Raw genomic sequence first — 20,351 nt, 5'->3', positions numbered from 1 at the left:
CTCAGACTGCGACGGCCGCGCGGATCTGCTCCAGCACGTCCTTGGCGCTGGCCGGGATGGGCGTGCCCGGGCCGTAGATGCCCTTGACGCCGGCTTCGTACAGGAAGTCGTAGTCCTGGCGCGGAATCACGCCGCCGACGAAGACGATGATGTCGTCCGCGCCCTGCTTGCGCAGTTCTTCGATGATGGCCGGCACAAGCGTCTTGTGGCCGGCGGCGAGCGTGCTCACGCCCACGGCATGCACGTCGTTCTCGATGGCCTGGCGCGCGCACTCTTCGGGCGTCTGGAACAGCGGGCCCATGTCGACGTCGAAGCCCAGGTCGGCGAACGCGGTGGCCACCACCTTCGCGCCGCGGTCGTGCCCGTCTTGGCCCAGCTTGGAAATCATCACGCGCGGGCGGCGGCCCTGCGCTTCGGCGAACGCGTTGATCTCGGTCTTGAGGTTTTCCCAGCCTTCGGCCGAGTCGTAGGCGGCAGCGTACACACCGGTCACCTTCTGCGTGTCGGCGCGATGGCGGCCGAAGGATTTTTCGAGGGCGTCGGAAATCTCGCCGACGGTGGCGCGGGCGCGCACCGCGTCGATGCTCAGCGCCAGCAGGTTGCCGGTGTTGCTTTCGGCGGCGTCGGTGAGCGCGTCGAGCGCGGCCTGCACCTTGGCGTTGTCGCGCGACGCGCGGATGCTCTGCAGGCGCGCCACCTGCTGCTCGCGCACCTTGACGTTGTCGATCGACAGGCTGTCGATCGCGTCTTCGTTCTTGAGCTTGTACTTGTTGACGCCGACGATCACGTCCTTGCCCGAGTCGATGCGCGCCTGCTTCTCGGCGGCGGCGGCCTCGATCTTGAGCTTGGCCCAGCCGCTGTCCACGGCCTTGGTCATGCCACCCATCGCCTCGACCTCTTCGATGATGGTCCAGGCGGCGTCGGCCATGTCCTGCGTGAGCTTCTCCATCATGTAGCTGCCGGCCCAGGGGTCGATCACGTTCGTGATGTGCGTCTCTTCCTGGATGATGAGCTGCGTGTTGCGCGCGATGCGGGCGCTGAACTCGGTGGGCAGCGCAATGGCTTCGTCGAGCGCGTTGGTGTGCAGGCTCTGCGTGCCGCCGAACACCGCGGCCATCGCCTCGATGGTGGTGCGCACCACGTTGTTGTACGGGTCCTGCTCGGTGAGCGACCAGCCAGACGTTTGGCAGTGCGTGCGCAGCATCAGGCTCTTGGGGTTCTTGGGGTTGAACTCCTTCATGATGCGGCACCACAAGAGGCGCGCCGCGCGCATCTTGGCCACTTCGAGGTAGAAGTTCATGCCGATGGCCCAGAAGAAGCTCAGGCGGCCGGCAAAGCCGTCGACGTCCAGGCCCTTGGCCAGCGCGGTCTTCACGTACTCCTTGCCGTCGGCCAGCGTGAACGCGAGCTCCAGCGCCTGGTTGGCGCCGGCTTCCTGCATGTGATAGCCGCTGATCGAGATCGAGTTGAACTTCGGCATCTTCTGCGCCGTGTACTCGATGATGTCGCCAATGATCCGCATGCTCGGCGCCGGCGGAAAGATGTACGTGTTGCGGACCATGAACTCCTTGAGGATGTCGTTCTGGATGGTTCCGCTCAGTTGATCTTGCGCCACGCCCTGCTCTTCGGCCGCGACCACGTAGCCCGCGAGCACCGGCAGCACGGCGCCGTTCATGGTCATCGAGACACTCACCTTGTCGAGCGGGATCTGGTCGAACAGGATCTTCATGTCCTCGACCGAATCGATCGCCACGCCGGCCTTGCCGACGTCGCCAGTCACGCGCGGGTGGTCGCTGTCGTAGCCGCGGTGGGTGGCCAGGTCGAAGGCCACGCTCACGCCCTGCCCGCCGGCGGCCAGGGCCTTGCGGTAGAACGCGTTCGATTCTTCGGCGGTGGAGAAGCCGGCGTACTGGCGGATGGTCCAGGGGCGCACCGCGTACATGGTGGCTTGCGGGCCGCGCAGGTAGGGCTCGAAGCCGGGCAGCGTGTCGGTGTACTTCAGGCCTTGCAGGTCGGCCGCGGTGTACAGCGGCTTCACGCTGATGCCGTCAGGCGTGATCCAGTTCAGCGCATTCACGTCGCCGCCGGGCGCCGACTTGGCGGCGGACTTGGCCCAGGCGTCGAGGTCGGCCGGCTTGTAGGTGGGTTCGGGTGTGCTGCTGCTCATGGAAGGCGCCGCTCCAGGCGGTGGTCTGACGGGATTCGCAAGGTCGCTTGCACGGATTTGCAAGCCGTTCACAAGTCTAACCCATCTGTAATTATTAATTCAAACGCGATTTTGAAGTACAGTTCAGCCCATGTCCGCCGTCACCCTGACCCCCCGCGCCCTCTATGAAGAGGTGGCCGAGCTCCTGCGCCAACGGATCTTCCGCCGCGAGCTGGAGCCGGGCAGCTGGATCGACGAGCTCAAGCTGGCCGAGGAATACGGCATCAGCCGCACGCCCCTGCGCGAGGCGCTGAAGGTGCTGGCCGCCGAAGGGCTGGTGACGATGAAGGTGCGCCGCGGCGCGTACGTCACCGAGGTGTCGGAGCAGGACCTGGCCGACGTGTACCACCTGCTCTCGCTGCTGGAGAGCGACGCCGCCGGCGTGGTGGCCGAGCGCGCCACCGACGCCCAGCGCGCCGAGCTGAAGGCGCTGCACGCCGAGCTGGAAGCCGCCGCCGCCCCCGGCAAGGAAGACCGCGAGCACTTCTTTGCGGTGAACGAGCGCTTCCACATGAGCCTGCTGGCCATCGCCAACAACAAGTGGCGCGACCAGATGGTGGCCGACCTGCGCAAGGTGATGAAGCTCAATCGTCACAACTCGCTGCTGAAGGCGGGGCGCATTGCCGAATCGCTGGCGGAGCACCGCGCGGTGATGGCGGCCATCGAGGCGCGCGACGCCGCCACGGCCATGGCTCGCATGCGCGAGCACTTCCTCAACGGCCTAGAAGCCGCAGTCTGAGTTCCCCCAGGCTGCGCGCACTTCGTGTCGCTTCGCCAATCCCCTTCGGGGGCGACGCCTGCGGCCCGGCAGAGCCGGTTCCGCGGCGTCTCACGAAGGTGACCGGCGCCCTTCGGGCGCGGTCTAACCCCTTTTTCAGCCCAGTGTGAGAGTGCCTGCCTCTGTCGCGATGCGCTGGGCGATTTCCAGCATGCGCGGGGCGACACGGCTGAGCATGGCCTCCCTCGGCAGCAGGTAGGCGGGGCCGCCGCAGCTCACGCCGTAGCGTTCGCCGCGCGGGCCTTCGAGCGCAAAGCCCAGGGCGTGGATCTGGGGGTTCCATTCGCCGAAGGAGGTGCAGTAGCCCAGGCGGGCGTGCTCTTCGAGGCTGGCGATGAGGCGCGGCTCGATGGCGTGCCAGTTCTCACCGGTTTCGAGGCGGATCTGCTCCAGCAATGCCGACTGCTCGGGCCCGGGCAAGGCGCCGATGTAGGCGCGGCCGGAGGCCGAGGTGGCGATGGACATGCGCGAGCCGACGTCGATGCGGGAGCTGATGAGCGCCGAGCGCGGGCGCAGCGAATCGATGACCAGCATGTCCAGGTCGTCGCGCACCGCCATGTGGATGCTGGCGCCCGACAGTTCGGCCAGGTTGCTCAGATGGGGACGCGCCAGCGCCCTCAGGTCGAAATTGCGCAGGTAGCGGCTGCTCATGTCAAGCAACACCGGCCCCAGGCTGAAACGCTCGCTGTCTTGCGACTGCCGCAGATACCCCGCCCCCACCAACGTCGCCGTGAGGCGCGACACCGTGGCCTTCGGAATGCCGGTGGTGTCGGCCAATTCCCGGTTTCCGACGGGCGCTGCCGCCATCCCGATGACCTTCAGCAGCGACAACCCCCTGGCAAGCGCACTGACTTCTTCCTTGCTGCCTGCAGCTTCACTCATAAGACAGAACCTTTTTCTTGTTTCCCTGACCGCCTTATTCTTGAGCAAAAACAGGTGCTTCGCTCACACTTGTTGTTGCATTGTCATGAAACTGTGTTCCATCGAGCGTCAACTTCGCTCAATTGTGTTGACTGTCTACAAAGTCGGGGCGACGAGGCCGGAATTCAGGCGGCCTGTGCGGCAGGTTCGTGCGCCAGCGCCATCACTTCGTGCGGCGGGCGGGTCTTCAGGCGGTGGTCGCTCCAGACCTGGCGCCAGCGGCGCGCGCCGGGCAGGCCGTTGCGCAGACCCAGCATGTGACGCGCGATCGACCACCAGTTGGTGCCGTGTTCGGCCGCCTCGCGGACCATGTAGTCGCACATCCGCGCCTCGATGTCCTCGCGCGTGAGCGTCTGCGGGGCGTCGCCGTAGAACTCGGCGTCCCATTCGGCCAGCCACCAGGGGTTGTGGTACGCCTCGCGGCCGATCATGGCGCCGTCGAGCAGCCGCAGGTGCTCGTGCACCTGCGCGTTGGTGGCGATGCCGCCGTTGATCGAAAACTGCAGCGCCGGAAAGTCGTGCTTCAGGCGGTGCACCAGCGCATAGCGCAGCGGCGGAATCTCGCGGTTCTGCTTCGGGCTCAGGCCCTGCAGCCAGGCGTTGCGCGCATGCACGATGAACGTGCCGCAGCCGGCCTCGCTCACCGCACCGACGAAGTCGCGCACGAACTCGTAGCTCTCGATCTTGTCGATGCCGATACGGTGCTTCACCGTGACCGGCACATCGATCACGTCGACCATCGCCTTCACGCAATCGGCCACCAACTGCGGCTCGTTCATGAGGCAGGCCCCGAACGCGCCGCGCTGCACGCGCTCGCTCGGGCAGCCGCAGTTCAGGTTGATCTCGTCGTAGCCCCACTCCTCGCCGAGCTTCGCGCAGTGCGCGAGGTCGTGCGGCTCGCTGCCGCCGAGCTGCAGCGCGACGGGGTGTTCTTCTTCATGAAAGCGCAGGTGGCGCGGCACGTCGCCGTGGATCAGCGCGCCGGTGGTCACCATCTCCGTGTAGAGCAGCGCGTGGCGTGTCATGAGGCGATGGAAAACGCGGCAATGCCTGTCGGTCCAATCCATCATGGGCGCGACGGAGATGATTTTTTCTTTCAGATTCAAGGACTTGTCGTTCATACGCGGGGCGCTCGCTCGGGGGCGTAGTTTCTCACGCGACGGTTTTTGGCGAGCCGCCCGCCCGGTAGTTCCCCGGCGTCACGCCGAAGCAGCGGCGGAACCAGCGCGAGAAATGCGCCTGGTCGGCAAAGCCGCATTGCGCGGCCACCTCGGCGGGCGCATGGCCCTCGCGCAGCAGCACCTTGGCGCGGGCGATGCGCGCCAGCCGCGCGTACTGCGCCGGCGCCATGCCGACCGCCGCGCGGAACAGGCGATGGAAATGCTCGCGCGACACGCCGAGCCGTTCGGCGAGCGACGTGGGTTCGATGCGGCAGATGTCCTCGGTCGCGAGCAGGTCGCACACGGCCTCGACGCGCGCATCGCCCGCGGCCCGTGCGACCGCCACGAGCGGGTCGGTCGTCTGCGTGCGGAAGATGCCGTCGAGCAGCGCGCCGATGCGCGCACCGTCCTTCGCCGATGCCGCCTGCGCGAGCGCATCGACGCTCGCCTCGTCGCGCCAGACGTCCTGCCGCAACAACCCGCGCCGACTATTCGGCCACTCCATTCGCGCCGCCACCCAGGCGTGCGGCACATACAGCATCACCATGCGAAAGCCCTGCGCGCTCACGCCGGCCGTGTGCAGCGCGAACGGCGGCATCAGCACCAGCTCGCCAGCCTGTGCCGAACGGGGCGCGCCCGCACAGACGAACTCGCAGCGGCCTTCGACGATCGCGCCCACGCTCCACTCCGCATGCCAGTGCAGCGCGAAGTGCGCCTTGGGATCGCCCGCAAACATCACCTCGACCGGCGTGCCGTCGGCCAGCGGCAGGCCGATCACATGCGAGGTCGTCGGGGCGGGAAGCGTCATGACCCGCCGAGGGTAGCGCAGCCGTCCACCGGAGGCAGCGCTCTCCTCACACCGCGATCGCGCCGCGCACCGTGAGGCCCATCCAGCCCGCGCTGGCCTGCGTCGCCTGCACGGGGCCGAGCAGCGCGAGTTCCTCGACCGGATGCTCGTGAAAGCGCAGCGTGGCCTCGCCCTGCACCCAGCCGGTTTCGACACGGTCGATGATGTCGGCGCGCAGGTAGCGCGGCACCGTCACGCTGCCTGCTTGCGTCAGGTCGGGCCAGCCGATGGCGCCGATGGTGGGCGCGGCCAGGAAGCCGAGCGGCCCGCTCGCCTCGCCCGACAGCGTGACCGAGGCATCGACGAGTCGACGCTCCTTCACGCTGAGGCTCGCGCCGAGCCGGCTGCCGGCGGCCATCGGCGCGGCGGCCGGATGGATCAGCGGCAGGCTGCGCGTGAGCCAGGTCTGGCCGATCTTCTTGGGCCAGCCCTGCAGCCAGCCGCGCAGCATCGAGATGTCCTGGTCGACGTAGATGAGCGGGCAGTAGAAGCAGCGGCGCGATGTGTCGCCGCGCGCCGGTTCGATCTCGAGCACCACGATGGTCTCGCGGTACTGCGCGTACACGGGGTCGAGCATTTCGCGCCCGTCGTCGCCGCACGATTGCCAGTCGGCGAAGTGCACGCAGCCATGGCCCGTGGCCACGCCGACCTCTGGCGGCACCAGCGCCGCGCCGTGTGCGGCATCGAACGAGAAGTCCACGTTGACCAGCCACCCGGCGTAGTGCCACGGCGGCGCCTGCACGAGCGCGCTGCGGCCCGAGGCGGTGAAGGGTGGAGCGAAGGAAGACGAAGAAGAAGGCGACATCAAACAACCTGTCGTGACGGAGTCAAAGAAGCCCCGCAAGATAGGCACGCCCCGCGCCCGCGTCTTGTACGCCAGTGATGCAATGCACAAACAGCGCTTTCGCGTGCGCGGGGGACGCCATGTGGCGGCGTTGTCCGACTCCGGCCCGCCCTCGCCTCGTGACAATGGACCGGCCCGGCAGACCCGCGCCACAAGCGCAGACGAGCCGACGCATTTCATTTCCAGGCTACGCACCGATGACCCGCATCTACCTCATAGAAGACAACCCCCTGATCGCCACCACCCTGACCGATGGACTGAGGGAATTCTCCGGATGCGAAGTCGTCGCCACCGCCAGCAGCAGCGATGAAGCCATCGACTGGCTCGATGCGAACCCCGACGCCTGGGACGCCGCCGTGATCGACGTGTTCCTCGCGCAAGGCAACGGCCTGACCGTGGCCAACCACCTGAGGGAACGCAAGTCGCCCGCGCAGCGCACCGTGGTGTTCATGAACCACGCGACCTCAGAGGTGCGTGAAGGCGCGCTGTCGGCAGGCGTCGATGCGGTGTTCGACAAGTCACTGCAGCTCGAAGACTTCTACGACTTCTGCCGCACGCTCGGCATTGCGCCGCGCCGTTAGTCGTTCAGACGTTGGCCGCCCGAATTGATTCGGCCAGCAGCCCCAGCCCTTCTTCAAAAACCGCCTCCGGAATGGTGAGCGGAAACAGGAAGCGCACCACGTTGCCGTGCACGCCGCAGGTCAACAGCAGCAGGCCGCGCTCGAGCCCCGCCGCATGCACGCGCTTCGTGAACTCGGCGTCGGGCTCGCCGCTGTGCGGATCGCGAAACTCCACCGCCACCATCGCGCCCAGACCGCGCACGTCGCAGATGCGCGGCACCTCGGTGCGCAGCGCCGCGAGGCACGCCGTCAATCGCTCGCCGAGCATGCGGGCACGTGCGACCAGCCCTTCGTCCTCGATGACACGCATCGTCTCCAGCGCCGCGGCCACCGCCAGCGGGTTGCCCGCGTAGGTGCCGCCGAGGCTGCCGACGCGCGTGGCGTCCATGAGTTCGGCGCGCCCCGTGAGCGCCGACAGCGGAAAGCCGCCGGCCAGGCTCTTGGCGGTCGTGACCAGGTCGGCCTCGATGCCGTAGTGCTCCAGCGCAAACAGCTTGCCGGTGCGCCCGAAGCCAGTCTGGATTTCGTCGACGACCAGCAGGATGCCGTGGCGGTCGCACTCCGCACGCAGGTGTTCCATGAGTGCGGGCGGCGCCACGTAGAAACCGCCCTCTCCCTGCACCAGCTCGATGACGATCGCGGCCACGCGCTGCGGATCGACGTCGGTCTTGAACAGCCGCTCGAGTGCCGCGATGCTGTCGTCCACCGTCACGCCCAGCGGCGCGGCGGGGAACGGCACATGCCACACGTCGCCCGGCATCGGGCCGAAGCCCGCCTTGTACGGCGCGACCTTGCCGGTGAGCGCCATGCCCATGAAGGTGCGGCCGTGGAAGGCGCCCGAGAACGCCACCACGCCGCTGCGGCCGGTGGCAGCGCGCGCCACCTTCATCGCGTTCTCGATGGCCTCGGCGCCGGTCGTGAAGAGCGCACTCTTCTTCGCGCTGGGGCCGGGCACCACGCGGTTCAGCTGCTCGCACAGCGCCACGTATTCCTCGTAGGGCGTGACGTGGAAGCAGGTGTGGTGAAAGTCGTCGAGCTGCGCGCGCACGGCGTCCACGATGCGCGGGTGGCGATGACCGGTGGCAAGCGTGGCGATGCCGCTGGCAAAGTCGACAAAGCGCCGGCCTTCCACGTCCCACAGCTCGGCGTTGTCGGCGCAGGCGGTGAAGTGCGGCGTGAGCGTGCCGATGCCCTGCGCACAGGCGGCGTTCTTGCGGGCCTGCAGGCTCGCGTTGGTCGTGACTTGGGTGAGCATGAAGAAAAAATAGAAAGAGAAGAGACGGAAATCAGCCGCGCATCAAGTGCTCGGCCAGCGCGCGAAAGGCGGGCATCGAGGTCGGCAGGTGCGCGTTGGCGGCCAGCGGGTGCGAGGCGAAACGCGCCACCACCATCTCGGCCTCGGGGTCGATATGCAGCGCCTGGCCGTGGATGCCTTGCGCGGTGAAGGTGCGGCGCGCGTCGTGCGCCACCCACCACATGTTGCGATAGCTCCAGCCGGCCAGCCGCGTGTAGCCCGCGAGCGCAAAGCGCGCCGGATCGGCGCCGCGGCGGATGTCGGCCACCACGGCCTCGGGCACGATCTGCATGCCGTTGAACGCGCCGCCCAGCCGCATCATTTCGCCCAGCCGCGCAAGGTCGCGCAGGCCGGTGCACAGGCCACCGCCCGCGAACTCGGCCCCCTGCCCGTCCACGGCAAAGGCCGCGTCCTGCTCGGCGCCCAGGCGCGACCAGATGCGCTCGCCCAGCACCCGCGCCAGCGGCTGGCCCGCCACGCGGCTGATGAGCCAACCCAGCACGTCGGTGTTCACCGTGCGGTAGGCAAAGGCCTCTCCGTGCGTGCCCTGCCCCTGCACGGTCTGCAGGAACTGGCGGTAGCCCTCAGCGCCCACATAGCCCGCGGGACGCGGCAGCAGTTGGCCGGCGCGCGCATGCTTCCACACGCCGGCGTCGGGGTCGGTGTAGTCCTCCGAGTAGTCGATGCCCGTCGTCATGTCCATCACCTGGCGCACGGTGGCGTGGCCGAAGGCGCTCGTCGCCAGCTCGGGGATGTAGTGCCGCACCTGTGCATGCTCATCGAGCACACCCTCGGCCGCGAGCATCGCGCCGACCGTGCCGACGACCGACTTGGTGACCGACATCGCCATGTGCTGCCCGTGCTCGTCGAGCGCGCCGAAGTAGCGCTCGTAGACGATGCGCCCGCGGTGCAGCACCACCGCGCCGTCGGCACAGATCGTTGTGAGCGCACTGCGCCAGTCGGTGCGCGAGCCGTCGGCGGGCAAGGTGAAGGCCAGCGTGTCGAGCTCCGGCCGCTCGGCGCGCGGCAGCACCGACACCGGCCCAGTGCCGCGCGACACGTTGCGCGTCGGCTGCAGCTCGCGCAGGTGCGAGAAGGCCCAGCGGTTCTCGGGGACCTGGAAGATCGGGCGTTCGCGCGGGCGCTGCACCGCGGTGCCGGCGGTGGAAAAACCATCGCGCCAGCCGTCGGCCAGCGCGGCATCGGGAGCCGTCGTTTCTTGGGGGGTCATAAAAGGGTGTCGTGGCTCATTCGCCGAGCGCATCCAGGTCGCCCATCACACGGCGCTCCAGGATGTCGCTGGCACGGCTCAGGTGGGCGTGCATGTGCTTCGCGGCGACTTCGAGCTTGTTCTCTTCGACCGCGTCGAGGATCTGCAGGTGCTCGCGGCACGACTTGCGCAGCAGGTCGATGTTCACGAGCGGGTAGTCCGACAAGTCGGAGATGCGGCGCAGCCGGTTCTGCTGCTTCACGGCATCGAGGATGAAGCGGTTGCCCGAGGCGTTGGCCAGCAGCTCGTGGAACTGCGCGTTGGCCTCGAAGAACTCCATCCACGAATGGCGCGAGGCGTGCGTCAGCAAGGTCTGCTGCTGTTCGCGGCAGGCCAGCAGCCGCTCGTGTTCGACCTTGAAGCCCGGCTCGCGCAGCGCCGCACATTCCACCACCAGGCGAAAGCGGTAGCTCTCGCGCTCGCTCTCGACCGAGTCGAGGGTTTCAGTGAACTCCCAGCGCTGGTAGTGGCGACCGCGCAGCACGCCGTCCTGCAGCAGCGTGGTCATCACGTTGCGCAGCAGCGGGCGCGGCACGCCGTAGGTCTGGGCCAGCTCGAGTTCGTTGACGCGCGTCGGCAGCTTGCCCGCGAGGCGGTCGCGCAGCACGCGGTAATAGAGCGTCTTCTCTTCGTCTTCCGGCATCTCGCGGCGCGCGCGGTCGAGCGCCTCGCGGTCGGCCACCAGCGTGTAGCCGCGGTTGGGCACGTGCGCCAGCAGCGCACGCTCGTGCAAGAGACGCAGCGCGGCGCGCACCGGCGTGCGCGAAATGCCGAGCCGGCCCGCGAGGTCGGTCTCGGTCATGTGGCGGCCGTTCTCGTAGCCGCCGGCCAGGGCCTGGTCGAGGATGTAGCGGCTCACGCGCTGGGTGAGCGGCAGGACCGACTTGTTGTCCATCTGCGTCTGCATCTGCTGCTGCGGGGCCATCCATGGGTCTCCTGAAACACGGGCTGGGTGCCGATCATCGCGGGTCTTTTGTATTTTGACCCCAAAAACCATGTACATCTCGCGCCAAAAATACAATTTGGATTTCAAGATCGGCCCCACGCCGACCCGGACGACGGGTCGTTTCCTCAAGGAGAAAAACACCGTGGCTTCCGCCGATACCCTGACAACGCCACCCGGTTCGCTCGACGCGTTCTGGATGCCCTTCACGCCCAACCGCAAGTTCAAGCAAGCGCCGCGCCTCATCGTCGGCAGCGAGGGCCTGTACTACGACCTGGCCGACGGCCGCCGCGTGCTCGACGCCATCGCCGGCCTGTGGTGCGTGAACGCCGGGCACCGCAACCCGCGGGTCAGCGCGGCGATGAAGGCGCAGATCGACGTGCTCGACTACGCCTCCAACTTCCAGATCGGCCACCCCGCCGCCTTCACGCTGGCGCAGCGCCTCACGCAGATGGCGCCGGCCGGCATGGACCACGTGTTCTTCACCAACTCGGGCTCGGAGTCGGTCGACACCGCGCTGAAGATCGCCGTGGCCTACCACCGGGCGCGCGGCGACGCGGGCCGCTACCGGCTCATCGGGCGCGAGCGCTCGTACCACGGCGTGGGCTTCGGCGGCATCTCGGTGGGCGGCATCGGGCGCCAGCGCAGCACCTTCGGGCCGCTGCTCAACGGCGTGGACCACCTGCCGCACACGCTCGACCTGGCGCGCAACGCCTTCTCGCGCGGCGAGCCGCCGCACGGCATCGACAAGGCCGACGCGCTCGAAGCGCTGGTCTCGCTGCACGACGCCTCGACCATCGCCGCCGTGATCGTCGAGCCCGTGGCCGGCTCCACCGGCGTGCTGCCGCCGCCGCGCGGCTACCTGAAGCGCCTGCGCGAGATCTGCGACAGGCACGGCATCCTGCTGATCTTCGACGAGGTCATCACCGGCTTCGGGCGCGTGGGCAGCAACTTCGCGTCCGACCTGTTCGGTGTGACGCCCGACCTCATCACCACCGCCAAGGGCCTGACCAACGGCGCCGTGCCCATGGGCGCGGTGCTCATGCGCGGCGCGGTGCACGACGCCTTCATGCACGGCAGCGTGAGCGCCGTCGAGCTGTCGCACGGCTACACCTACTCGGGCCATCCGCTGGCCTGCGCCGCCGCCATGGCCACGCTCGACGCCTACACCGAAGACGGCCTCATCGCCCGCGCCGCCGAGTTGTCGCCCTACTTCGAAGACGGCCTGCACAGCCTGCGCGGCCTGCCGGGTGTGATCGACGTGCGCAATGTCGGCCTCTTGGCCGGCATCGAGCTGCAAGGCTGGGCCTCGGGCCCCGGCACGCATGCGCAGGCCGTGGCGCAACATTGCCTGGACGAAAGCGGCGTGCTGGTGCGCTCGGTGGGCGACACCATTGCGCTGTCGCCGCCGTTCACGCTGGAGCGCCGGCACATCGACCAGATCATCGACAGCCTGCGCGCCGCCATCGCGCAGACCGCACAAGCCACCGACACCGCGGCCTGAGCACCTCAGGCCGCATCGCACACACAAGACAAGCCCCGGAGACAAGACACACCATGGACATCGAATCGTTCCCCCTGTACGACATCGAAGGCGACGCACAGCAGCGCGGGCGCCAGTACGGCCGCGCCGCCGGCGACCGCATCGACCTGAGCCTGCGCACCTACCGCGCCGCCTTCGAGCGCGTGGGCCTGAGCTGGGAGCGCACGCGCGCGCTGGCGCGCCGCTTCATGCCGATGGTCGAGGCCTTCGACGCCGGCATGCTGCGCGAGATCGAGGGCGTGGGTGAAGGCGCAGGCGTGCCGGCCGAGGACATCGTGGCGCTCAACGCGCGCAGCGAAATGCTCTACGCCTTCCAGCAGCTCGAAGCCACCGAGCCGCCCGACGGCTGCACCGGCGTGGTCGTCATGCCCTCGGCCGCGCGCGACGGCAAGCTCATCCATGCGCAGAACTGGGACTGGCGCGTCGAGAGCCTCGAACTCGGCGTGGTGCTGCGCATCCAGCCGGACGAAGGCCCGGCCATGCTCACCTTCGCCGAGGCCGGCACGCTGGCGCGCGCGGGGCTCAACAGCGCGGGCATCGCCGTCACCGGCAACTTCATCAAGGCCGACAACGACGGCAAGCAGCAAGGCGTGCCGCTGGCGCTGATCCGCCGCGGCATCCTGCAGTCGACGCTGTACGCCAACGCACTGGGCGTGGTGTGCCGCAGCGCGCGCTCGATCTCCAACAACATGATCATCACGCACGCCGAGGGCGAGGCCGTGAGCCTGGAGACCTGCCCCGAGCAGGTGTTCTGGCAACAGCCCGAAGGCGGCATCCTGGTGCACGCCAACCACTTCAAGACCCCGGCCGCGCTGGCGCGCGTGGTCGACCGCAGCCTGGAGACCACGCCCGATTCGCTCTACCGCGACCGCCGCGTGACCGAGGCGCTGCACAACAAGCGCGCGGCCGGTCTGCTCACCGAGCAGGACGTGCTCGACGCATTGCAGGACCGCTTCGGCGCGCCGCGCGCCGTGTGCCGCAGCCCGAGCGCAGGCCCCGGCGGTGCTTCGTCGGCCACCGTGGCGACCATCGTCATGGACCCGGCGGCACGAAAGATGCGCATCGCGCCGGCGCCCTTCAAGGCGCACCGCTTCACCGAGTATTCCCTCTGATCCGCCCGCCCCGCCCAGCCATCGCCAGGAGTGTTGCCATGAACCTGCCCACGCCCCCGTCCCTCCCTCCCGCTGCGCGCGCCGCTGCCGCACTGGCCCTCGGTCTCGGCCTGGCCGCCAGCGCGGCCTTCGCCCAGGCCCCGGCCGGCCAGACGATGCGGATCCAGATCAACTCCGACATCCGCTCCACCGACCCCGGCGGCAACCGCGACGACAACACCGACAACGTGCTCATCCACGTGGTCGAAGGCCTGGTCGCGCTGCGCGAAGACACCTCGGTCGGCCCGATGCTCGCGAGCAAGGTCGACACCTCGGCCGACGGCCTGACCTACACCTTCACCCTGCGCGACGGCGTGAAGTTCCAAAACGGCGCGGTGCTCACGGCCGACGACGTGGTGTGGAGCTGGCAGCGCTACCTCAAGCCCACCAGCGGCTGGCGCTGCCTGCCCGAGTTCGACGGCAAGGGCATGACCAAGGTGCTCGCGGTGGAAGCGCCCACGCCGAAGACGGTGGTGTTCAAGATCGAGCGCCCGAGCGCGCTGTTTCTCACCATGATGGCGCGCCCCGACTGCGGCGGCGCCGCCATCCTGCACCGCAGCTCGCTGGGCGCGGACGGCCAGTGGAAGGAGCCCGTGGGCACCGGCCCCTACAAGATCAAGGAGTGGAAGCGCGGCCAGTACATCGAGCTCACGCGCTTCGACGGCTACACCTCGCGCCCCGAAGCCCGCGACGGCCTCACGGGCGGCAAGAAGGCCGAGATCGAGAACCTGCGCTTCGTCGTCATTCCCGACTCGGCCGCGGCCAAGGCGGCGCTGTACAGCGGCGGCATCGACGCCTTCATCAGCCCCAGCCCGGCCGACGTGGTCGAGATGCGCGGGCGCAGCGACGTGCGCGTCGACACCACGCCGGTCATGACCATGGTGGCGCTGCTCCTGCAGACCACCGACCCGCTGCTGAAGGACGTGCGCATCCGCCGTGCGCTGGCACTGGCACTCGACACGCCCGAGATCGCCAAGTCGGTCACCGAGGGCCTGTCGGCCGTCAACAACTCGGTCGTGCCCTCGTCCAGCCCGTTCTACAGCCCCGTGCAGGCCGGCGGCTACAAGCGCGACATCGCCGGTGCCAAGAAGCTGCTGGCCGAAGCCGGCTACCGCGGCCAGCCGATCAAGCTCGTCGCCAACAAGCGCTACGAGGCGCTGTACTCGGCCGCCGTGCTGGTGCAGGCCATGGCCTCCGAAGCCGGCATCAACATCGAACTCGAAGTGCTCGACTGGGCCACGCAGCTCGACCGCTACACCAAGGGCCAGTACCAGAGCATGGCCTTCATCTACTCGGCGCGCATCGACCCCTCGCTCAACTACGAGATGGTGTCCGGCGACAAGGCCACGCAGCCGCGCAAGGTGTGGGACAGCGCCGCCGCGCAGACGCGGCTCACCGAAAGCATGGTCTCGCGCGACAAGGCGCGCCGCCAGGTGCTGTTCGACGAGCTGCACAAGCAGATGCTGCAGGACGTGCCGATGGTCGTGCTCTTCAACGCCAGCGACGCCACCGCCATGCGCAAGAGCGTGACCGGCTTCAAGGGCTGGGCGCCGGCCAAGCCGCGGTTCTGGAACGTCCGGCTCGACGCGCGCGGCTGACGGGGCGCCGCCGCCATGCTTGCCTACCTCTTGCGCCGGATCGCCATGACGATCCCGACGCTGCTGCTGGTGTCGATTGCCGTCTTCACGCTCATGCGGCTGATTCCGGGCGACCCGGTGCAGCTCATGCTCGGCGAAGGCGCCGACCCCGCGCAGCTCGAACTCGCCCGCCAGCAGATGGGGCTGGACCAGCCCCTGGTCACCCAGTACGTCGTGTGGCTGCGCCACGCGCTCACCGGCGACCTGGGCGTGTCGACCACCAACGGCCTGGCCGTGCTGCCGCTGATCTGGGAGCGCTTTCACGTGAGCGCAGTGATCGTGCTCACCGCCGTGGCGCTGGCCTCGCTGATCGCCGTGCCCGCTGGCCTCGTCGCCGCCTGGCGCAAGGACCGGCCGACCGACCTCGCCATCATCGGCGCGGCCACGCTGATGCTGTCGGTGCCGAGCTTCTGGCTCGGCCTGCTGCTGTTGATGTTCTTCGGCCAGTACCTGCACTGGCTGCCGGTGGTGGGCTACGTGCCCATGTCGGAAGACTTCTCGCAGGGCCTGCTGTACGTCATCCTGCCGATCGTCACGCTGGTGCTGGTCGAGACCGGCGTGCTCACGCGCATGTCGCGCGCCAGTACCATCGAGGTGCTGCGGCTCGAGTACGTGACGCACGCGCGCGCCAAGGGCGTGCCCGAGTCGCAGGTGCTGCGCCGCCACGTGCTGCCCAACGCCTTCAACCCCACGCTCACCATGATCGGCCTCATCCTGGGCCATCTGCTGAGCGGCATCGCGGTGCTCGAAACGGTGTTCACCCTGCCCGGCCTGGGCCGCCTGATGATCGATTCGATCTTCGCGCGCGACTACCCGGTGCTGCAGGGCTGCCTGCTGTTCACGGCCTGCATCTACGTGGTCATCAACCTGATCGTGGACATGTGCTATCCCCTCTTCGATCCCCGGGTGTCGGTGCAGTGAAAAAGCTCAAGACCCATACCCTCGTGGGCGGCGTGCTCATCAGCGTGCTGCTGGTCCTGGCACTGGTGGCCGCGCTGTGGACACCCTACAACCCGCTGGGCATCGACCTGCGCGGCAAGCTGCAGCCGCCGTCGATGGCGCACTGGCTGGGCACCGACGAGTTCGGGCGCGACGTGGCCAGCCGCGCCATGCGCGCGGCCTCCACCAGCTGCCTCATCGCGCTGCTCACGGTGGCGCTGGCCACCGCTGTCGGCCTCGTGGTGGGCGTGCTCGCCGGCTTCGTGCGCGGCTGGACCGACCGCGTGCTCATGGCCTTCAACGACACGCTGCTGGCCTTTCCGGGCCTGCTGCTGGCGCTGGGCGTGATGGTGATCGTGGGCGCCAACCAGTGGGGCATCGTGCTCGCGCTGAGCATGGCCTACGCGCCCTCGGTGGTGCGCGTGGTGCGCGGCACCGTGCTGTCGCTGCGCGAGCGCGAGTACGTCGAGGCCTCGCGCATGATCGGCAACGGCGAGATCTACACCATGTGGCGCCACATCCTGCCCAACTGCGTGGCGCCCGTCGCCGTGCTGGCCACCAGCATGTTCGGCTGGGTGCTGCTGTCGGAAAGCGCCCTGAGCTTCCTCGGCCTGGGCGTGCCGCCGCCCGCGCCCACCTGGGGCAACATGCTCTCCAGCGCACGCCCCTACATGGCCTCGGCCGTGTGGCTGTGCCTGGTGCCAGGCCTGTGCATCGCGCTCACGCTGCTGGGCATCAACCTCCTGGGCGAATCGCTGCGCGACCGGCTCGACCCGCGCACGGAGAAGTCATGACCCATCCCTCTACTTCCGCAGCGCCCGTGCTCTCGGTGCGGCACCTGAAGATCGACCTGCACGGCGGCGCCCAGACACTGGTGCACGACCTCTCATTCGACGTGCGCCCCGGCGAGTTCCTTGCCGTGGTGGGCGAATCGGGCAGCGGCAAGACCATGGCCGCGCGCGCCATCCTGCAGCTGCTGCCGCCCGGCATCGCGCAAAGCGGCGGGCAGATCGTGTTCGACGGCGAAGACCTGAGCACGCGGGACGTGAAGGCCATGCGCCCCATCCGCGGGCCCGGCATCGGCATGGTGTTCCAGGAACCGATGGTCTCGCTCAACCCGGTGCACCGCATCGGCGAGCAGATGGCCGAGGGCCTGCGCATGCACACGAAGCTGTCGGCCACCGAGATTCGCGCGCGCTGCCTCGACATGCTGCGCCGCGTGCAGATCGCCGACCCCGAGCGTTGCCTGCACGCCTACCCGCACGAGTTCTCGGGCGGCATGCGCCAGCGCATCATGCTGGCCAGCGTGATGCTGCTCCAGCCGCGCCTGCTGATTGCCGACGAGCCGACCACCGCGCTCGACACGCTGAGCCAGCGCGAAGTGCTCGACCTCATGGTCGGCCTCGCGAAGGACCAGGGCACGGCCGTGATGCTCATCACGCACAACCTCGGGCTCGTCGGGCGCTATGCGCAGCGCGCCATCGTGCTGGAAAAAGGCAAGCTGGTGGAGACCGGCGACGTGCCCGCCATCCTCGTCGACCCGAAGCAGCCCTACACCCGCAAGCTGGTCGACGCCCTGCCGCGTCGCCAGGCCGCGAAGCCGGCCCCGGCCGCGGCGCAGCAACCGCTGGTGCAGGTGCGCGGCCTGTGCGTGAGCTACCCCGGCGCGCGCGCCGGCTTCTTCAAGCGTCATGCGCCGGTGCAGGTCATCGACAAGCTCGACCTGGACATCCACCCCGGCGAGATGGTCGCGCTGGTGGGCGGCAGCGGCTCGGGCAAGACCACGTTGGGCCGCGCCATCCTGCGGCTCGCGCCGTCGCACGCGGGGCAGATCCTGTTTCGCGGCGACGACGTGCGCAGCGCCGACCGCGCCGCGCCGCCAGCTGCATGCGCAACAGCAGCAGGAATTGCAAGGGCGACTGGTCGCAAGCTTCGCCGAACTGGCGAAAGAATGCGGTGCGCGACAGGTTCACCCGACGCGCCATCTCGGCCACGCTCCAGTCGCGCGCGGGCGATTGCAGGATGTCGGCCAGCAGCGGCGCAAAGCCGCGCTTGCGCAGCAGCGTCCACAGGCCCTGTGCATGCACTTCGCTGTGCGCCACGTGCCGAAGGCCATAGAAGAACAGCAGGCCCGCGAGCCGGTCCATCGCCACCGAGGGCTCGGCGCCCACGCGCAAGGCCTCGCTGCGCATCAGGTCGAACAGCGTGCCCGCCGAGGCCATGGCCAGGTCGCCCGCGCGCAGCACCAGGCAATCGGGAAAGGCGCTGGCGATCACGTCGCGAAACGGCCCGTCGAAGGAAAAGAAGCCACAGGCCAGGCCGGTTTCGCCGAGGGCGGCGCTGCCCGACAAGGGTTGCATCTGCCGCGGCGCACAGTCGATGCCGGGGTCGGCATAGGGCGAGAGAAAGTGCGGCACGTCGCGCATCAGGAACACGCCATCGCGCGGCGACAGCTGTACCGACGCGCGCCCCGGCATGTGCAGCCAGCAGCGCCCCTCGAGGATCAGGTGAAAGCTGGCCCGCGCACGCCCCGCCGTCGAGGCGCGCCAGCGACCGCAGTACTGGCCGACATGAAACAGCGTGGCGTTCCATTCGAGGCTGCCCAGCAGCCAGTCGACCACGCGGTCGACCTGTGCGTCCGCGCCGGCATCGGCGGTATCGACGGAAGGAACGCAGGCATCGAACTGTCGTACGAAAGACATAGGGGCCCGAGTGTGGCCGAGCACCCGGGCGGAACCAAAGAACGAATCGGCGTGAGCTTATGCCTGGGCGATGATGGCACCGGGCCAGCAACGGCGGGGGGGCGTATGGCAAGCGCTCATCCCACGACGACCTCGAAGCCTCAGACGCGTATCGCCTCAGGCGCCTGCGCGCCGCGCATGTCCGGCACCGCCGCCATCAAGGCCCGCGTGTAGGCGTGCTTCGGCGCGTCGAGCACCTCGCTCGCGCTGCCCTGCTCCACCAACCGCCCGCGCTGCATCACGCCCACGTCGTCGCACATGTGGCGGATCACCGCGAGGTTGTGGCTGATCAGCAGGTAGGTCAGGCCGAACTCGTCCTGCAGGTCGCGCATGAGGTTCAGCACCTGGGCCTGCACCGAGACGTCGAGCGACGAGGTCGGTTCGTCGCAGACGATGAACTCGGGCTGGCTGGCCAGCGCCCGTGCGATGGCGATGCGCTGGCGCTGGCCGCCGGAGAACTGGTGCGGGTAACGCCGCCCGTCGTCGGGCGACATGCGCACGCGGCGCAGCGCCTGGGCGACGCGCTCGGCGGTTTCGTCGGCGCTGGCGGCCAGGCCCAGCACCTCCACCGGCTCGGCGATGAGCCGGTCCACGCGCCAGCGCGGGTTGAGGCTGGCATGCGGGTCCTGGAAGATCATCTGGAAGCGCCGCCGCAGCGCGGCCGTCTGCGCGGCGTCGCCCCAGCGGTCGATGCCGTCGAAATGCACGCTGCCGGCCGTGGGCCGCGTGAGGCCGGCGATCATGCGCGCCACGGTCGACTTGCCCGAGCCCGACTCGCCGACCAGCCCGAAGGTGCGGCCGCGCGCGATGTCGAAGCTCACGCCGTCGACCGCGTGCAGCACTTTCTTCGGCTGGCGTGCGAGCGTGCGGACGAACCAGCCGGCCGAAAGATCGAATTCGCGCGACAGGCCCTGCACGCGGATCAGCGGCGCGCTGTCGGCCGGCGCCGCCACGGTCTCGATCTGCGCAGGCGGCAGCGCGGCAGCCACCGCGATGTCCGCGCCGATCTCCGGCACCGGCAGCCGATGCAGCCTGTCGTGCACCGAAGGAATGGCGGCCATCAGCGCGCGCGTGTACGGCTCGCGCGGGTGGTCGAGCACCTGGCGCACCGGGCCGGTCTCGAGCACGCGACCCTGGTACATCACCATCACGCGGTCGGCCGCCTCGGCGATCACGCCCATGTCGTGCGTGATGAGCATCGCGGCCGTGCCGCGCTCGCGGCAGACGCGCCGGAACACGCGGATCACCTGCGCCTGCACCGACACGTCGAGCGCGGTGGTGGGCTCGTCGGCAATCAGCAGCTGCGGCTCGGCGCACAGCGCGAGCGCAATCGCCACGCGCTGGCGCATGCCGCCCGAGAACTGGTGCGGGTACTGGTCGATGCGGCTTTCGGGGTCGGGAATCTCCACATCGGCCAGCAGCGCCAGCGCGCGCCGGCGCGCCTCCTGCTCGCTCAC

At 68.9% G+C, this 20,351-nt stretch carries 17 protein-coding genes and 1 pseudogene; 8 read left to right on the top strand and 10 right to left on the bottom strand.

Annotated elements, in window-relative coordinates:
• Window position 1: 1 nt before the first annotated feature.
• Window positions 2-2,167: a methylmalonyl-CoA mutase gene (gene scpA / locus FFI97_RS32775; protein WP_139704975.1), complete on the bottom strand. Its 2,166-nt coding sequence runs from the start codon at window positions 2,165-2,167 to the stop codon at window positions 2-4.
• Between the two features lie 130 nt (window positions 2,168-2,297).
• Between scpA and FFI97_RS32770 the strand changes: the two genes are divergently transcribed.
• Complete coding sequence (locus FFI97_RS32770) at window positions 2,298-2,945, top strand: GntR family transcriptional regulator (RefSeq protein ID WP_095947169.1); 648 nt, start codon at window positions 2,298-2,300, stop codon at window positions 2,943-2,945.
• Window positions 2,946-3,080: 135 nt separating this feature from the next.
• On the opposite strand, the gene FFI97_RS32765 is transcribed toward FFI97_RS32770, so the two are convergent.
• The 4 genes from FFI97_RS32765 to FFI97_RS32750 all read right to left on the bottom strand — a co-directional run bounded on the left by FFI97_RS32765 (window position 3,081) and on the right by FFI97_RS32750 (window position 6,717).
• Window positions 3,081-3,866, bottom strand: coding sequence for an IclR family transcriptional regulator (locus FFI97_RS32765; RefSeq protein ID WP_062473201.1), 786 nt, complete (start codon window positions 3,864-3,866; stop codon window positions 3,081-3,083).
• Window positions 3,867-4,030: 164 nt separating this feature from the next.
• Window positions 4,031-5,026: a tRNA dihydrouridine(20/20a) synthase DusA gene (dusA, locus tag FFI97_RS32760; protein ID WP_139706278.1), complete on the bottom strand. Its 996-nt coding sequence runs from the start codon at window positions 5,024-5,026 to the stop codon at window positions 4,031-4,033.
• A gap of 31 nt (window positions 5,027-5,057) precedes the next feature.
• Complete coding sequence (locus FFI97_RS32755) at window positions 5,058-5,873, bottom strand: helix-turn-helix transcriptional regulator (protein ID WP_139706276.1); 816 nt, start codon at window positions 5,871-5,873, stop codon at window positions 5,058-5,060.
• Between the two features lie 46 nt (window positions 5,874-5,919).
• Complete coding sequence (locus tag FFI97_RS32750) at window positions 5,920-6,717, bottom strand: acetoacetate decarboxylase family protein (RefSeq protein ID WP_139706274.1); 798 nt, start codon at window positions 6,715-6,717, stop codon at window positions 5,920-5,922.
• Window positions 6,718-6,953: 236 nt separating this feature from the next.
• On the opposite strand from FFI97_RS32750, the gene FFI97_RS32745 reads away from it, so the two are divergent.
• Complete coding sequence (locus FFI97_RS32745) at window positions 6,954-7,337, top strand: response regulator (protein WP_062473196.1); 384 nt, start codon at window positions 6,954-6,956, stop codon at window positions 7,335-7,337.
• 4 nt (window positions 7,338-7,341) lie between these two features.
• Here the strand turns inward: FFI97_RS32745 and gabT are convergent, their stop codons facing one another.
• The 3 genes from gabT to FFI97_RS32730 are packed head-to-tail and all read right to left on the bottom strand — an operon-like array spanning window position 7,342 to window position 10,865.
• Entirely contained in the window at window positions 7,342-8,631 is a 1,290-nt protein-coding gene (gene gabT / locus FFI97_RS32740) for a 4-aminobutyrate--2-oxoglutarate transaminase (protein WP_139706272.1), read from the bottom strand.
• A gap of 31 nt (window positions 8,632-8,662) precedes the next feature.
• Window positions 8,663-9,901 carry a serine hydrolase domain-containing protein gene (locus tag FFI97_RS32735; protein WP_260685263.1) on the bottom strand — a complete coding sequence of 413 codons (1,239 nt, stop codon included), beginning with the start codon at window positions 9,899-9,901 and terminating at the stop codon, window positions 8,663-8,665.
• Window positions 9,902-9,917: 16 nt separating this feature from the next.
• Entirely contained in the window at window positions 9,918-10,865 is a 948-nt protein-coding gene (locus tag FFI97_RS32730; protein WP_185993773.1) for a GntR family transcriptional regulator, read from the bottom strand.
• A gap of 163 nt (window positions 10,866-11,028) precedes the next feature.
• On the opposite strand from FFI97_RS32730, the gene FFI97_RS32725 reads away from it, so the two are divergent.
• The 6 genes and pseudogenes from FFI97_RS32725 to FFI97_RS34245 form a co-directional block, all read left to right on the top strand.
• Window positions 11,029-12,387, top strand: coding sequence for an aspartate aminotransferase family protein (locus FFI97_RS32725; protein WP_260685262.1), 1,359 nt, complete (start codon window positions 11,029-11,031; stop codon window positions 12,385-12,387).
• 53 nt (window positions 12,388-12,440) lie between these two features.
• Entirely contained in the window at window positions 12,441-13,538 is a 1,098-nt protein-coding gene (locus FFI97_RS32720) for a C45 family autoproteolytic acyltransferase/hydolase (RefSeq protein ID WP_095745749.1), read from the top strand.
• A 38-nt stretch (window positions 13,539-13,576) separates the two neighbouring features.
• Window positions 13,577-15,175 carry an ABC transporter substrate-binding protein gene (locus FFI97_RS32715; RefSeq protein WP_139706264.1) on the top strand — a complete coding sequence of 533 codons (1,599 nt, stop codon included), beginning with the start codon at window positions 13,577-13,579 and terminating at the stop codon, window positions 15,173-15,175.
• A gap of 15 nt (window positions 15,176-15,190) precedes the next feature.
• Window positions 15,191-16,135 (top strand): ABC transporter permease, encoded by a 945-nt coding sequence (locus FFI97_RS32710; RefSeq protein WP_139706261.1) that lies wholly within the window; start codon window positions 15,191-15,193, stop codon window positions 16,133-16,135.
• Window positions 16,132-16,947: an ABC transporter permease gene (locus tag FFI97_RS32705; RefSeq protein ID WP_139706260.1), complete on the top strand. Its 816-nt coding sequence runs from the start codon at window positions 16,132-16,134 to the stop codon at window positions 16,945-16,947. Before FFI97_RS32710 ends, FFI97_RS32705 begins: the two co-directional genes overlap by 4 nt.
• A pseudogene (locus FFI97_RS34245) lies at window positions 16,944-17,969 on the top strand (ATP-binding cassette domain-containing protein); the annotation flags it as partial. The gene FFI97_RS32705 and the pseudogene FFI97_RS34245, both read left to right, overlap by 4 nt.
• Here the strand turns inward: FFI97_RS34245 and FFI97_RS32690 are convergent.
• Complete coding sequence (locus FFI97_RS32690) at window positions 17,860-18,855, bottom strand: cupin domain-containing protein (RefSeq protein WP_139706256.1); 996 nt, start codon at window positions 18,853-18,855, stop codon at window positions 17,860-17,862. The pseudogene FFI97_RS34245 and the gene FFI97_RS32690 sit on opposite strands and share 110 nt — an antisense overlap.
• A 140-nt stretch (window positions 18,856-18,995) precedes the next feature.
• On the bottom strand, window positions 18,996-20,351 hold a 1,356-nt coding region (locus tag FFI97_RS32685), incomplete at its 5' end, for a dipeptide ABC transporter ATP-binding protein (RefSeq protein ID WP_144004559.1).

The organism is Variovorax sp. KBS0712, assembly GCF_006323185.2.
GTDB classification, from domain to species: Bacteria; Pseudomonadota; Gammaproteobacteria; order Burkholderiales; family Burkholderiaceae_C; genus Variovorax; species Variovorax boronicumulans.
Note: the sequence above shows the minus strand (reverse complement) of the source record. Positions and strands in the feature narration are given on the sequence as shown.